This is a genomic window from Sporosarcina sp. ANT_H38 (genome assembly GCF_008369195.1).
GTDB lineage: Bacteria > Bacillota > Bacilli > Bacillales_A > Planococcaceae > Sporosarcina.
This window is the reverse complement of the sequence record NZ_VOBC01000002.1, coordinates 332,591-346,641: the sequence shown is the minus strand read 5'-3', so window position 1 is coordinate 346,641 and position 14,051 is coordinate 332,591. Positions and strand designations below refer to the sequence as shown.

Sequence of the window (14,051 nt, the reverse complement as noted above, 5' to 3'; positions counted from 1 at the left end):
GTGCACTTTTGCTAGTGTGCCCAAAAAAGCAGGAATAAAACCCAAAAAGGTTCATATAATTAATTATGGACAAACTACTAACAGCATTATTCATCATACTCTTATTTTTTATCCCTATTTTATTGAGGGAGACGCCTGCAAAAGTCACTGAACCCGAAGAAAAGAAAGTTGAACTTTGCCCCATAGACATTACTATTGTCGGTGAGGACAAGCCAATTCCACTTGAAGAGTATGTAGTAGGAGTCGTCGCAGCTGAAATGCCAGTTAAGTTTCAGGAGGAGGCACTAAAAGCTCAAGCAATTGCGGCCCGTACATATGCACTTCAGACTACGGATAACGGCAAAAAGCCAATTGCTGCTACTGTTTCTGCACAGGTCTATTCTTCAGAGGCGAAACGGAAAGAGCGATGGGGGAAAGAGTTTAAGCGTAATGAAAAGAAAGTTCGCGCAGCAGTGGAAGCGACTGCGGGAGATACAATTGTTTATAAAGACAAAATAATATCAGCCATGTTTTTTTCAACATCAAATGGGAAGACTGAGACAGCGCAAAACTTTAGTGGTAATGATATTCCATATCTACAAAGTGTAGAAAGTCCAGGAGAAGGGGACGTTGAGGCAAAGGTAGAACGTACAGCCGAAATGACGCTTGCCAAATGGAATAAAACAATCGGTGGCAAATGGGATGCCGATAGTTTTAGATCCCTACAACTTGTACGCAATCCAACTGGCCGTGTCCAAAAAGTCGTAACTACTGAATTTGAGGCGAGTGGTAGAGAAATGCGTGATTTGTTAGGACTGGCATCAACAGACTTTGATATCGCATTTGATCTGACGAATAAAGTCGTACACCTAACAACGACAGGATATGGACACGGAGTTGGCATGAGTCAATACGGAGCAGAGGCATACGCTCAGAAAGGATGGACAGCCGAGAGGATTCTTTTACACTATTACACAGGCACTCAAATAAAAAAAATCACATTACTTGATTCCCAATGTTTAAAAACTCCTTCACTTGCAAATAATAGCGAGTGAGGTGATGACAATGCGAGAAGAAAAACCGAAAGCCCCTTCTCAGAAGAACAAAAGTGCAAAGACGAAAAGCTGGTTTTGGCCAATAGTCTATTCCGGTATCGCAATAGTCTTCGTTGGCATGATCTGGGGTTATAATGCATTCATGAAAGACGATGCCCCAGGTTTTGCAGGCGATGCAGCGAAGGAAACGAAAGATGGATTGATTGTCGAAACAAACGCGGAAAAGGAGACGCCAAAATATCCATTTACTGAAGCTCTCCTAGACGAAGTGGCAATTGTGCAAGATTATTATGATGTAGATGCAGAAGAGGCAATGCGTGAAAGTGCAATGCTCGTATTCAATCAGCAATACGTGACGAACACAGGCGTGACCATTTCAGTACAGGGCAAGACGTTCGAAGTCGTCGCTTCATTGAGCGGCACAGTGGAGGATGTCGTGCTAGACCCATTTAAAGGTGATGAAATCATACTTTCTCATGCAGATGGGTTGAAAACAATCTATCGATCCGTCTCAGGTATTCTCGTTAAAAAAGGTGAAGAGGTGGACCAGGGTCAAGTACTCGCCACCGCTGCAGAAAACGAATGGAATAGTACAGTCGGTATCCACCTTAATTTCGAAATACAAAAAGATGGGCTAGCCGTCAATCCGCGCTCATATCTTGCATTTTAAAAAGCACGTACCCAGCCATTCCCGAATCAATCCGGAGTGGCTTTTTCTTATGATAAAATCGCATTGTACATAAATTGTTTGCTGATTAATCAAAACCTCCGCTGAACCGAGCATATCTTGCAGTTAAGCGATCATAACCACCGCCGAACCGAGCATATCCTGCAGTTAAGCGATCATAACCACCACGGAACCGAGCATATCCTGCTGCCAAGCGATCATAACCACCGCTGAACCGAGCATAACGTGCATTCAAGCGATCATAACCACCGCGGAACCGAGCGTAACTTGCCGTCAAGCAATCATAACCACCGCCGAACCGAGCATATCCTACAGTCAAGCAATCATAACCACCGCCGAACCGAGCATATCCTACAGTCAAGCGATCATAACCACCGCGGGACCGAGCATAACTTGCCGTCAAGCGATCATAACCACCGCGGAACCGAGCGTAACTTGCCGTCAAGCAATCATAACCACCGCCGAACCGAGCATATCCTGCAGTCAAGCGATCATAACCACCGCCGAACCGAGCATAACTTGCTGTCATTCAATCATACTCTTCGCGGAACCGATCATATCCTGCTGTCATCCAATCAAAACCTCCGCCAACAATCATAATTCCTACTCTACAACCTCCGCCCGCATATCACGTCTAATAATCGCATAAGCTAAAGGAAGATTCGGACCTGAGACGAAAGGAAGAGGGCGTGCACGAGCAAATACGGAGGCGATGCGTGCGCCTCGGAAAAATGTTGCTGGAAACTGGACTTACCGTACGGGCGTTAGCAAAAGCGACTGGCTATTCGAAAAGTACGGTCCACAAAGATTTGACAGAACGTTTGCCTAAAGTCGATGTGGCACTGTCTGAAGAAGTCGTTAAAATACTTGCCTATCATAAGTCTGTCAGACATTTACGGGGCGGCGAGGCGACTAGAATCAAGTGGATGAATGAAACGAAAAAAGTTGGAAGCAGTTAGAAACAAAAGGCGGATCGCAGACTCATTGCGATTCGTCTTTTGTTTTGTCTAGGCTTCAGCGCCTAGCTCCTCGGGTCACTTCAGACTTGAAGATAAAGGCAAAGAACGCCTTTTTCTTCAAGCCTTTCAGTGCCTGTCGGAGCTGGACAGGCGCTTGCGCTTTTCTGTGTTGTCTAGACTCCAGCGCCTAGCTCCTCGGGTCAGTTTAGGCTTGCAGATAAAGTTTAAGAAAACCTTTTTATTCCAGTCTTTCAGTGCCTGTCGGAGCTGAAGAGCGCAACTACTTTTCGATTAGTTCTTTCAATCAAAAAGTTCTAAAGTATATTCATTGCCAGTTAACTATGATAAAATGATTAGTTAGAAGCGTATAAATACACGGGAATATCCGATGATCCAGGTGGAAGGGGAAACACAAACAATGTTTGCAAAAGATATTGGAATTGACCTCGGTACGGCCAACGTCTTAATACACGTTAAAGGAAAAGGGATTGTTTTAAACGAACCCTCAGTCGTGGCAATAGATAGGAAAACGCATAAAGTACTGGCAGTCGGAGAAGAAGCAAGACAAATGGTTGGTAGGACGCCCGCCAATATCATTGCAATTAGACCTATGAAAGATGGGGTAATCGCTGATTTTGATTTAACGGAAGCTATGCTAAGCCACTTCATCAATAAATTGGATGTTAAAGGATTTTTATCAAAACCGAGAATTCTTATTTGTTGTCCAACAAATATAACGAGTGTAGAACAGAAGGCCATTCGACAAGCCGCTGAAAAAGCGGGCGGTAAGAAAATCTACCTTGAAGAAGAACCGAAAGTTGCGGCAATCGGAGCAGGAATGGATATTTTCCAACCGAGCGGTAACATGGTTGTCGATATCGGTGGGGGCACAACAGATGTAGCTGTTCTATCGATGGGAGACATCGTTACATCGCGCTCTATAAAAGTGGCCGGAGATACTTTTGATAACGATATTACACAATATATTAAACGTGAATATAAATTGTTTATCGGGGAACGAACTGCAGAAAACATTAAATTCAATGTTGGTACGGTTTCCCCTGGAGGACGTAAAGAACAGATGGACATAAGAGGACGTGACATGGTTTCGGGACTTCCCCGCACAATTACAATTCATTCCGACGAAGTCGCTTTAGCATTGAAAGAATCAATCTATATGCTTGTCCAAGCAGCGAAAAGTGTTCTAGAAAAAACACCACCAGAATTGTCAGCTGATATTATCGATCGCGGCGTATTTCTTACTGGGGGCGGTGCGTTACTGCATGGCATCGACCAATTACTCTCTGATGAATTGAAAGTACCGGTGTTCGTTTCAGATTTCCCGCTCGACTGCGTTGCAATCGGGACAGGCATTTTATTGGAGAATATGGACAAGATCTCTAGTCGTAATTAATCGTTTACAACACTAATTTTGAAGTAAGAGGAGATGGGCATATGTTCCGTGGATTTTACACAGTCGGATCAGGGATGATTGCACAGCAACGCAGAACAGAAATGCTGGCGAACAATATGGCGAATGCCAACACGCCAGGTTTTAAGGCAGAGCAATCAGTGATTCGTTCATTCCCTGAAATGTATATGTCGAGCATTAACACTGCAAAAATTCCGACCGAAAATGGTTTCCAAATGAAGGGTTTAACTCCAGTTGGTTCAGTTTCGACGGGCGTTTACATGCAGGAGACTTTGCCATTATTCACGCAGGGGCAATTGCGTGAAACTGAGCTGACGACCGATGTAGCACTGATTGACGGCCGATTACCGATTGATGCAGAAACAGGAACGCAGGGTGCTGTATTCTTCAGACTTGAAAATGAAGGTGGAAGCGAACAATATACGAAAAATGGTAATTTCACACTTGATCCAAGCGGATATTTGACGAGTGCAGGTGGAGCCTATGTGCTTGATAATAACGGGCAGCGGATTGCTTTGCAAAATGATGATTTTCGTATAACGGATGAAGGTGTAATTATGGATGGGAACACGGCTGTCGCAACACTCGGTGTTTCATTCGCACAGCGTCCTGACATGCTCCTGAAGCAAGGAGATGGCATGTTCGTGACAGAAGGCGGAGAAAACCTTGCGGCCGCAGACGGCATGGCAGATGTTTCCTACTCGATGCAGCAAGGTTATCTTGAAGGCTCGAACGTCGATGCCTCGCGAACGATGACGGACATGCTTACTGCATATCGTGCATTCGAGGCAAATCAAAAAATTCTCCAAGCCTATGATCGTAGCATGGAAAAAGCGGTAACGGAAGTCGGACGAGTCAACTAATGACACGACGTATGAAAGGAGTCGGGATACATGATACGCACAATGACGACTGCAACAAATACATTGAGTCAATTGCAAAGTCAGATTGACATAATCGGGAATAATCTCGCGAATGTTTCTACTCATGGCTTTAAAGCGAGTGATGCTAAATTTCAGGAAATGCTATACCAACAATTTAATAATGATAAAGCTGACACTGCACCCCGTCAATCACCACTAGGTATACGTTACGGGTCAGGTGCTGTACTTGGACAATCACAGATGAATTGGAAAGCTGGTTCATTGCAAAATACGGGTCGCGAACTTGATTTTGCACTAACTACGCCAAAACAATATTTTAACGTTCTTATGCCTGATGGAGGTGGGGAAAAAACTGTCTATACACGTCAAGGGAATTTCTATGTTTCTCCAGTTGCAAACGGACAACTTATGCTAGTTAATGGTGAAGGTTATCCAGTCGCGAACAGTGCTGGATTACCTATTACATTTTCCGATAATGTAAAAAATTATACGGTCAAATCGGGTGGAAATCTCCAACTGACAAATGCAGATGGAACGACGCAAACAATCGAGCTTGCTGTGACAGTGATGGAACGTCCTAATCTGATGCAGCGTCTATCGGCAACGAATATTGCCCTGCCAGAAAATCTGGCGGACCTTGGCGTTACGCAACAAGAGGTTTTAACGGAGCTACAAGGTGCTGCGAGAAGTGAAATTGGAATGGAAGGTCAGGCACTCGAAGCATCAAACGTCAACTATCAAAAAGAAATGACGGATCTTATCAGTGTGCAGCGTAATTATCAATTTAATGCGCGGACAGTGACGCTTGCAGATCAGATGCTTGGTCTGGTTAATGGCATTCGATAAGTTTTTTGAGAATAAGCATCCTTCAGCTCTGACAGGTACAAGGCAGGGAAGGAAAGTAGCCGCTGCATTCCTGCATCTTGCAGGCACCTGAATATTGGACAATTGGGGAGTACTGAAAATGACTAAAGAAAAAAGAAGTGACTTGAACCCGGCTGAGTCAAAGCAAAAGGATAGCGCACCGCCTTTAATTCGATCTACTCGTAAAGAACAGGGCCGTAAAAATAGTTCGGTAGAAGAAGCACCGCTAAAAAAACAGTTTTGGGTACAAATTCGCATCCTACCGATTTGGCTTCGAGTAGTACTTGTTCTACTGCTTCTTACCGGTGCAGCAATGTTTGGGGCTTTGGTAGGCTACAGTAGTATTGGCGATGGCGAATCGGGAGATGTTTTTAAAAAAGAAACCTGGACTCATATCCTGGATATTATTAACGGAAAAGAGCTATAAAGATCCTTTTCCATTGAGTGAAATCATACATATTAACGTGTTAGGAGGCTGGATATGTTAACAGCAGAACAGATACAGGCAATATTGCCGCACCGTTACCCATTCCTTATGGTAGACCGGATACTTGAGGTTGAAGAAGGAAAAAGAGCAGTTGGCATAAAAAATGTGACAATTAATGAAGACTTTTTCAATGGACATTTCCCGGGATATCCGGTTATGCCAGGTGTCCTTATTGTAGAAGCGCTTGCACAAGTAGGTGCTGTCGCTTTGTTGCAAAAAGAAGAAAACAAAGGACGTCTTGCCTTTTTCGCTGGTATTGACAATTGTCGCTTTAAACGGCAAGTGACGCCGGGCGATACGCTGAAACTTGAAGTGGAAATCACACGACTTCGCGGCACGATTGGTAAAGGAAAAGCTGTCGCAACAGTTGATGGAGAAATCGCATGCGAAACAGAAATTACTTTTGCTCTAGGTCCTATTGTTTAGAGAAATTAGAACTAAATTTGCGAACACCTTGATAGTTCGTTACAATAGTCATTACGGTGTCGTCAAAAAGCACTTCTAAAGTGGGAGGTAACAAATCAATATGTTTAAAAATCTTTCTCCAAATATAAAAAGTAGCATAACTAGGTCCATTACACAGACATTTGAACAATATATGAGTGATATTGAGTGGTCAGGCGAAAAATTCAGTATCGATGATTATATCGCTAGCTGGCGTGAATATATTACTGAAAAAGCGCTATGGTATTCAAAAATACCTGATGATATGAAAAATGATCCAGAATTCCATGAAGACCTTGCTAAGCGTATCAATGAAATCATCGCCCGCATCCTTAGCGAACCGCCATCTGAAGAACAGGTTGTAGAAATTCAGAGCATGCAGGAAGTACTTGATACTCATTACGAGTATCACTGTAAAGCCGAAGCGATATACGTTGAAACATTGCTAAAAAATAAAATTAATGCATAAAAAGAATAGTGGATAGTTCCCTCGTTTCGGGCAATGCTACGTACTATCATACGGGTTTGTATGATAGACGGCTTGTGGAGAGGAGGGAATCTTTTCATGTTCAAAAAAGCAATACCACTAGTTCTTATGTCGGGACTTGTACTTACAGCATGTGCAAATAACGATGCTGTACCAGAGAACAACGAAACTCCGATGGAAAATGTGGAGGATCGAACTAAGGACATGACGCCTGAAGTTAACGATGGGCAAACAGGACCGGATATGGATGGTCTCGAGAACGAAGGGGATTTAAACGGTACCGGTGTAGATAATGGAGTCATTAAGGATGACAGCGGAGTAACTCCGAATGAAGATGTCATTAATGATGAAAACATGGATACGCCAAATGAAATCATCATCGACAAAGATCTCGATCAGAACAAAACGAATGAAAACAATCGTTAACCGCAAGCCGTGCGGAAACCGCCTCGTAACACTAGAGGCGGTTTTTTATATTCAAAAGCGCAGGGCGCATGTTCAATGGAACGCAGCTTAAGTGCGCCACGTCCTGTGGCACCAGCTGCATGACCTACATCCTGTAGGCCTCCGTATACAAAAGCGGAAGCACCTGTCGCAACTAAATCAGTGCCTTCTGCTTTGCCTATAGAAAAACTGCCCATAATCTGGGCAGTTTAACTTAAATTACTTGAACTTTCCTTATCCTTCTTCAATCGTGGACGAGAACGCATATCTGACTCGAAACGTTGCAGCAAATCAGCACCGCCCATCCCCTCGTCAATCAATTCCTCTAACAGCTGTTCTGCATATTGCGCACGTGCTCGTTTCAATCGGCCTTTCAGTAACACGGAAACATTTTCACCTATCATCTTAACCCCTTTAACAGCAACGCGGAAAGCAGCGGGCTCATTTTCAGGATAAGAAATAACGACCTTCGCTTCAAGCAATGTTTCATCAGCCATCCATTTTTCAAAGATGGATTGATGTCCCTTATCGATGAACATCTCCAGTATCCACATACGGTGACTGTTCTCCTGGTTGATAATGATTCCGTCGATGAGTGGAAAATCCTGCACACGATCTTCCTCTAATATTCCGACTGACAACATTTTGAAAGTTTTCATCGGCGACCACCTCAATCTTTTTCTTTTAGTATACCATAGGCGGAAATTTCTACGAATAAATCAAAACATAGCAAAACTAAATTATCGGTAAATTATATAAGTTCAAGTGAGACATATGGCTATGCAGTTTATGTAGATTAAAGTAAATTCATAGTTCTTCAAAATATGAAATTTATAGCGGATAAATAACTGAAAATTAAAATATCTCGTGTTGCTTGAATTCGATCAAAGGAAGTAAGATGAAGTTAATAAACGAGAGAGGAGGAAATCGATTGAATCAAGTCGCACTTGTTGGGAGAATCACGAAAGATCCTATTTTGAGAAAAGTATCTGAAGGAAGGGTACAAACAAGTTTTGTACTCGCCGTGAACCGCAATTTTAAAAATCAAAAAGGAGAAGTGGAGACAGATTTTGTACTTTGTACGATGTGGGGAAAGGCAGCGGAGAATACTGCAAAACACTGTGGCAAAGGATCTTTGGTGGGTGTGGGCGGAAGAATTCAGTCTAGGTCCTATGAACGTGCAGACAAGAGTAGAGTGTACGTAACAGAGGTAATTGGTGAAGATGTACGGTTCATTTTAACAAAAAAACGTAGCAATGATAACCTGTACAGTGAACAGGTAGGTAGCATGACGTTGCCGGTGGAAGGAAAAGGGGATGCTGAGCATTTCAATCTCCCAAATCGTGAAACGGCAGGACTACCGATTTTTTAACCAGGCAGAATGATACATAAAAGCCTTGGAATAGTCGAGAAAAAGGGGGACTCACTAGCCGGACGACAAACCGGGGGATTACAGACAACTGAAAATGGATAGGTAGTTAAACAAAAGCTATATGTGAGGAAAAGAAACGTTCCAACATGTCGACAGAAGGGGTTCTGCCCATGTTCGGTTTGAGTGAGTGAAAAAAACAGAACCAGATGCTCAGGGGCATCTGTGATTTGTGACAGGTAAGGGTAATGTATTGTTAATATCCGATGGGGGTCGGATAACTCACGTCAAGACAACTGTTAATGGGGATCCCTGAAGCGGAGACTGCTTCCACCAACGGGGTCCACACTAGCAGATTATTAAGAGAAGGGAGTGTGGAAGATGACTATCCTTGAAAAGGATGTGAAACGAATGGAACTGCAAATTGAACAGCTAATCAGCATTGTAGCCAATCAGAACAATCGTCTGAATCGGATTGAAGACCTAGAAAGGAAGAGGAAATTTGGGCCTGTTCATAGTATTCCGCTTGCTGAACGTGTGTAAGGGGGTTCGCAATGGCAAGCAAAAAGACCCCAGTGCCACTGGTGGCCTTGGGGTCTTTTAGAATTGCAAATCATACTTTCAGTCGCCGAACGATAACAAGTCGTCCAGTTCCGTTTCGGATAAGTCAGACAGCCATTGACTTGACTGAATGAGATCCGCGGACAGTGCAGCTTTCTCAACAAGCATCTTGTCGATTTTTTCTTCAATTGTTCCTATCGTCACAAACTTATGGACATGGACAAATTTCGTCTGACCTATGCGGTATGCACGGTCGGTAGCCTGATTTTCGACTGCGGGATTCCACCATCTATCAGCATGTAATACATGGTTTGCACCAGTCAAGTTCAATCCAGTTCCACCTGCCTTCAACGATAAGATGAAAATAGGAAATTCCCCTTCTTGGAAAGCCTCGACAAGCCGGTCACGCTGTCCTTTTGGCATACTACCCGTCAAAAATGGCACATCAATTCCATGCAGTTCTGACAAGCATTGACGGATAAGTTGCCCCATGCCAATGTATTGCGTGAAGATAAGGCATTGTTCTTTATTTGAAGCGATTTCAGCTGCCATTGACACAATTAGGTCTAATTTATTGGACCTAGACAGCAATTGTACTGCTGGAGCATGAGGCTCTTTCAGGAACAAGGCTGGATGGTTACAGAGCTGCTTTAATCGGCTAAGCATTTTTAAAATAAGGCCTTTCTTTTCAAAACCGGTAAGTGTCTGCAATTTGAATTTCGTTTCTTCTAGGAAACTTTCATACAAGGCAGCCTGTTCAGTCGTTAAAGGACAATATTCATTTTGCTCAAGTTTTTTAGGGAGATTGAGCTGTAAATCAGGATCACTCTTCGTTCTGCGTAGCAGGAAGGGACGGATTTTTGCTCGTAGCTTCCGTTTGTCTGCTTCAGAATCGTCACGTTCAATTGGAATGATGAAGTTGTCCGTGAATTTTCGGTAACTGCCGAAATACCCTTTGTGGATAAAGTCGAAAATCGCCCACAGCTCCGATAAACGGTTCTCAATCGGTGTGCCAGTTAGTGCGATATGATGCTTACCACGGAGCTTACGGATGACGCGGGACTGCTTCGTTTGCATGTTCTTGATGTTTTGCGCTTCATCCAGCGTAATGCTGGCAAATTCCGTTTCTGCTAACATCTCACCATCCTGTGAAGCGGTACCGTACGTTGTAAGAACGACGTCTGGTTTCAGTTGACCAATGAGTGCTTTAAAGCTTTCGTCTTTTGCTCGCAACGGTCCGTAATGTGTATGGACTGAAAGTGATGGAGCAAACCGTTCGATTTCTTTCTGCCAGTTTCCGAGAACACTCGTTGGGCAGACGATGAGCGAAGGTGAATCTGTATCTGGTCTAGAATGGATATTTAATAAATAAGTGATAAGCTGAATCGTCTTTCCGAGTCCCATATCATCGGCAAGGCACGCACCAAAACTATTATCACGCATGAAGATAAGCCAGTTATAACCGTCTTGCTGGTATGGCCGAAGTTCGGCCTGTAAATCTTTTGAAATTCCGGCTGTTGGAAGACCTTTTTTATCGGACAGCATTTCCATATAACCTCGAAGTGATTGTTGCATTGTGAAAGCGAAAAGTGGGTCATCAATATCCTCGTCCTCTTCTAGAGGGACAATCTCTTCAGGCAAGTCTTGGAAGAGCAGATCTTTAACAGTCCATTCCCCAGCATCCGCACGATCCATCAAATCACGGATTTTTCTAAGCCATAGCGGATCGATATGGAACCATTCGTCACCAGAGCGAATGTATTCACGGTTTTCATCGACAAGTTTCCGAAATGAATCCCGGTCAATTGGATTACCAGCAAGTGAAAAATTCCAATCGAAGGACAGTACTTCGTCCAAGCCGGTAGCAGATTTATACGATTGTATACCCGCGTTCGTTCGAATACGCATTTTCGATTCTGTCACCGATTTCAGCCATGCAGGCAGGATAACAGGATAGCCGAACGATTGAAGCAGGGGAAGGTCTTCTTTAATGAACGTCCGTACTTCCGGATCAGACATTGGAGTGGACAAAAAGCTTTCGCTTGAAGCAAGATCCACGGAGCCGAGAAATGATGTCATCTCGGATTGCTTTTTCACAACTTCATCTGCGTAGGGTCTCCATTTTGCAGGAAGAGCATCAGCGGCAGGAGCATTCACCTTTCGGGCGGCAGGCGTCCAATGCGCACCGCGTTCGCCGATAATAACCGTTTCAAGAAGCCATTCCGTATCTGTCATAGCTTCTGGTTCAGTCAAACGGAAAGCGACACTGATTGGCATGGTGGAGGCGGATTCGCCGGGCCAGCCGTACAGCCGTAAATGGGGCAGCAGTGAAGCTAGCAAATCCGGATTGATAGCAGAAGTGGCAAGTTTGCTACTGACTGCCTGGCTGATAACAGCTGCAGCACCTTCTGATATGCCCGCTTTGCTACCGTCAAATCGGATAGTAGTTCCTTCTACTTCTGCAAAGTTCCATAAATTAGGGTCGGTCCAGGCGCTAGTTGCCTCACGAATGGAAGCCAGCTGAGTATCGTCTTCGTCCGTCAATCCTTCGAACGTAACATAGGGGTGCATAACAGAAAAGACGTTTAGAAGCTGGTCTGCCTGTAAATAGGTAACTTCGTCATCCATATTTGCAAGAAGTCCGTACAGTGCTCGTTCATTGTTGAAGAATAGGAAGGAAACAAGTTCATCCGGGTCAACTGCTACCCCTCTATCATCTTCAGCGGCAATGGAAAATAGTCCGTCTTCCATCAAGCGGATGCTAATGCGAATAAGGCGGTTCAATGTAAATGTTCCGGTCATAAGTTCAAATTCCCTTTCTCCATCTCTTCCATCAATGCGCGTAGCCTACGGTTTTTTTCACGCACTGTATCAATATATTTATTCCAAAAGTCAACTTTCCCACTTTTCTTCGAGCCAGTTTTCATTTGTTTAAACAGTTTGACGGCACGACGATAGCTGTACCGGTTCTTTTCTTTGATGAAACTCATAGCAAACGTATGGAGTAGAGGCATGACGGCTGACGGATCCGAAGCTAGCGCGACTTTTAAACCGCCCGCTTCTGCACCTTCATATGAAACGCCATATCTATGCATGAGAGCAGCCCATTCGCCGAACCGTTCACGCTCAACCAAAAAGTCAGCGTAAACATCGACGCCGGGTTCACCGTATTGCGCAAACATACTTTCACGTAATTCTTCCGAAAAATCAGCGGCTTCAAATAAACCGTCGATATCCCGGACGAATGCAGGTCGAGAAGAGAGTAAAACAGATTCGTTTACGTAATCGCCAATGAAGGGTAATAACGCATGCATTATAATAGCTAGCGCGTCTGTTTCTTCATTATTTTCCGCTAGTTTTGCAAGCGGTAGCCAAGTTGCAACATTAGCAGCCGTTACGTGATTAACGAGTTCCGACAATTCATCATGTTCTCCTTGAATCAAGTGGAAAAAGGCGATGAAGATTCGTGCTTCCTCCGAATCTTCATTCGTAAGGATTGTTAGTTCGGCATCTCTGGCAGCTCGGAATGGAAATAGCTGCTGCCAAAAAAGGCGATAGACGTGGAACCTCTCTTGGAAGAGTCCAGAATTTCCAAGGGCAAATGTTCGAACGAGATCTTTCACACGTTCATGGAAAGCATCTGCTTCAAACAATTTTGGTTTTGCACCGATTGCGTTGACGCTATCATTTAGCTTTCCGAGCTGTTCTGTCAGCCAGTTTTGTACATACCATTTCCCGTAGAAAAAAGAAGTGGGTTCGGCACTAAGATGACTTTTTACATACGCCCATCCAGCGTCCAGTACATGTAATCGATAATAAAGTTCGAAAAGCGGTTTCCATTCATATTCAAACGGAATTAACGGGGTCGCTTTTTGATTTACTATAGTAGATTCATGGATGAACACTCCGGGATTCTCCGCCATATCAATGGTACGGAGCGGTTGGGTTAAGCGTGTCAGGACATCAATCCATGCATCAGGGGTACGTTCCGCAATTGACAGTGCCATCTGTTGTGATTCAGTTCTACGCCATTCGTGGAGCCAATCATTCAGTGATTTGTGCTGTGAATAAAGGTGAAATACAACTGCGACACGGTGCGAGCACCAGCCAGCGTATCCACATGTACAATTCGCATCCACATTATTGAAAGAAAGGCGAACATTTTCTGAATCTACGCCAAGGAGGGTCGCTATTACTGCGCCTTCAGATGGCGCATATCTATAGGAATTGGTGGCACCATTTCTGACAAGAGCCACCGCGCGTCTGACTTCCAGTGCATTGGACTCAATATCTGGCCTCAGGGCATGTTTAATTGCATTCATAAATTCATTTATTTCATTTTCGTGCAAGTAGGATACACGTTCGACAGTCATATTCATCGGACCACTCCCTAAGAAA

General features: G+C 43.9%; 17 protein-coding genes. 12 read left to right on the top strand and 5 right to left on the bottom strand.

Annotated features, from left to right (window positions below; genetic code table 11):
- Window positions 1-65: 65 nt before the first annotated feature.
- Window positions 66-1,034 carry a stage II sporulation protein D gene (spoIID, locus tag FQ087_RS13665; protein ID WP_149581141.1) on the top strand — a complete coding sequence of 323 codons (969 nt, stop codon included), beginning with the start codon at window positions 66-68 and terminating at the stop codon, window positions 1,032-1,034.
- A 10-nt stretch (window positions 1,035-1,044) separates the two neighbouring features.
- On the top strand, window positions 1,045-1,704 hold the full coding sequence (locus FQ087_RS13660; RefSeq protein ID WP_149581140.1) for a M23 family metallopeptidase: 660 nt from the start codon (window positions 1,045-1,047) through the stop codon (window positions 1,702-1,704).
- 85 nt (window positions 1,705-1,789) lie between these two features.
- Here FQ087_RS13660 and FQ087_RS13655 read toward each other — a convergent pair whose 3' ends face one another.
- The gene (locus FQ087_RS13655) at window positions 1,790-2,251 is read right to left on the bottom strand and encodes a hypothetical protein (protein ID WP_149581139.1); all 462 of its coding nucleotides are present in this window, start codon (window positions 2,249-2,251) and stop codon (window positions 1,790-1,792) included.
- Between the two features lie 160 nt (window positions 2,252-2,411).
- Here FQ087_RS13655 and FQ087_RS13650 point away from each other — a divergent pair, with 160 nt between their 5' ends.
- From FQ087_RS13650 to FQ087_RS13615, 8 genes are all read left to right on the top strand, one after another.
- Window positions 2,412-2,681, top strand: coding sequence for a sporulation transcriptional regulator SpoIIID (locus tag FQ087_RS13650; protein ID WP_149581138.1), 270 nt, complete (start codon window positions 2,412-2,414; stop codon window positions 2,679-2,681).
- Between the two features lie 418 nt (window positions 2,682-3,099).
- Entirely contained in the window at window positions 3,100-4,095 is a 996-nt protein-coding gene (mreB, locus tag FQ087_RS13645; protein ID WP_149581477.1) for a rod shape-determining protein, read from the top strand.
- 41 nt (window positions 4,096-4,136) lie between these two features.
- Window positions 4,137-4,976, top strand: a complete 840-nt coding sequence (locus tag FQ087_RS13640; RefSeq protein ID WP_149581137.1) for a flagellar hook-basal body protein — start codon at window positions 4,137-4,139, stop codon at window positions 4,974-4,976.
- 30 nt (window positions 4,977-5,006) lie between these two features.
- Window positions 5,007-5,843: a flagellar hook-basal body protein gene (locus FQ087_RS13635; RefSeq protein WP_149581136.1), complete on the top strand. Its 837-nt coding sequence runs from the start codon at window positions 5,007-5,009 to the stop codon at window positions 5,841-5,843.
- A 118-nt stretch (window positions 5,844-5,961) separates the two neighbouring features.
- Window positions 5,962-6,288, top strand: a complete 327-nt coding sequence (locus FQ087_RS13630; RefSeq protein ID WP_149581135.1) for a DNA-directed RNA polymerase subunit beta — start codon at window positions 5,962-5,964, stop codon at window positions 6,286-6,288.
- Between the two features lie 54 nt (window positions 6,289-6,342).
- Complete coding sequence (gene fabZ, locus FQ087_RS13625; protein ID WP_149581134.1) at window positions 6,343-6,774, top strand: 3-hydroxyacyl-ACP dehydratase FabZ; 432 nt, start codon at window positions 6,343-6,345, stop codon at window positions 6,772-6,774.
- Between the two features lie 100 nt (window positions 6,775-6,874).
- On the top strand, window positions 6,875-7,261 hold the full coding sequence (locus FQ087_RS13620; RefSeq protein WP_149581133.1) for a hypothetical protein: 387 nt from the start codon (window positions 6,875-6,877) through the stop codon (window positions 7,259-7,261).
- A 96-nt stretch (window positions 7,262-7,357) separates the two neighbouring features.
- Window positions 7,358-7,705 (top strand): hypothetical protein, encoded by a 348-nt coding sequence (locus tag FQ087_RS13615; protein ID WP_149581132.1) that lies wholly within the window; start codon window positions 7,358-7,360, stop codon window positions 7,703-7,705.
- On the opposite strand, the gene FQ087_RS13610 is transcribed toward FQ087_RS13615, so the two are convergent.
- Entirely contained in the window at window positions 7,702-7,920 is a 219-nt protein-coding gene (locus FQ087_RS13610; protein WP_149581131.1) for a hypothetical protein, read from the bottom strand. The genes FQ087_RS13615 and FQ087_RS13610 overlap by 4 nt on opposite strands.
- Window positions 7,921-7,932: 12 nt before the next feature.
- On the bottom strand, window positions 7,933-8,382 hold the full coding sequence (locus FQ087_RS13605; protein ID WP_149581130.1) for a YwpF family protein: 450 nt from the start codon (window positions 8,380-8,382) through the stop codon (window positions 7,933-7,935).
- Window positions 8,383-8,654: 272 nt separating this feature from the next.
- Between FQ087_RS13605 and FQ087_RS13600 the strand changes: the two genes are divergently transcribed.
- Both FQ087_RS13600 and FQ087_RS22475 read left to right on the top strand, forming a co-directional pair.
- Window positions 8,655-9,095, top strand: coding sequence for a single-stranded DNA-binding protein (locus FQ087_RS13600; RefSeq protein WP_149581129.1), 441 nt, complete (start codon window positions 8,655-8,657; stop codon window positions 9,093-9,095).
- Between the two features lie 378 nt (window positions 9,096-9,473).
- Complete coding sequence (locus FQ087_RS22475) at window positions 9,474-9,635, top strand: hypothetical protein (RefSeq protein ID WP_188006754.1); 162 nt, start codon at window positions 9,474-9,476, stop codon at window positions 9,633-9,635.
- Between the two features lie 78 nt (window positions 9,636-9,713).
- Here the strand turns inward: FQ087_RS22475 and FQ087_RS13595 are convergent, their stop codons facing one another.
- Together FQ087_RS13595 and FQ087_RS13590 are read right to left on the bottom strand one after the other, a co-directional pair.
- Window positions 9,714-12,455 carry a DEAD/DEAH box helicase gene (locus tag FQ087_RS13595; RefSeq protein WP_149581128.1) on the bottom strand — a complete coding sequence of 914 codons (2,742 nt, stop codon included), beginning with the start codon at window positions 12,453-12,455 and terminating at the stop codon, window positions 9,714-9,716.
- Window positions 12,452-14,032: an SWIM zinc finger family protein gene (locus FQ087_RS13590; protein ID WP_188006753.1), complete on the bottom strand. Its 1,581-nt coding sequence runs from the start codon at window positions 14,030-14,032 to the stop codon at window positions 12,452-12,454. Before FQ087_RS13590 ends, FQ087_RS13595 begins: the two co-directional genes overlap by 4 nt.
- Between the last annotated feature and the right edge of the window lie 19 nt (window positions 14,033-14,051).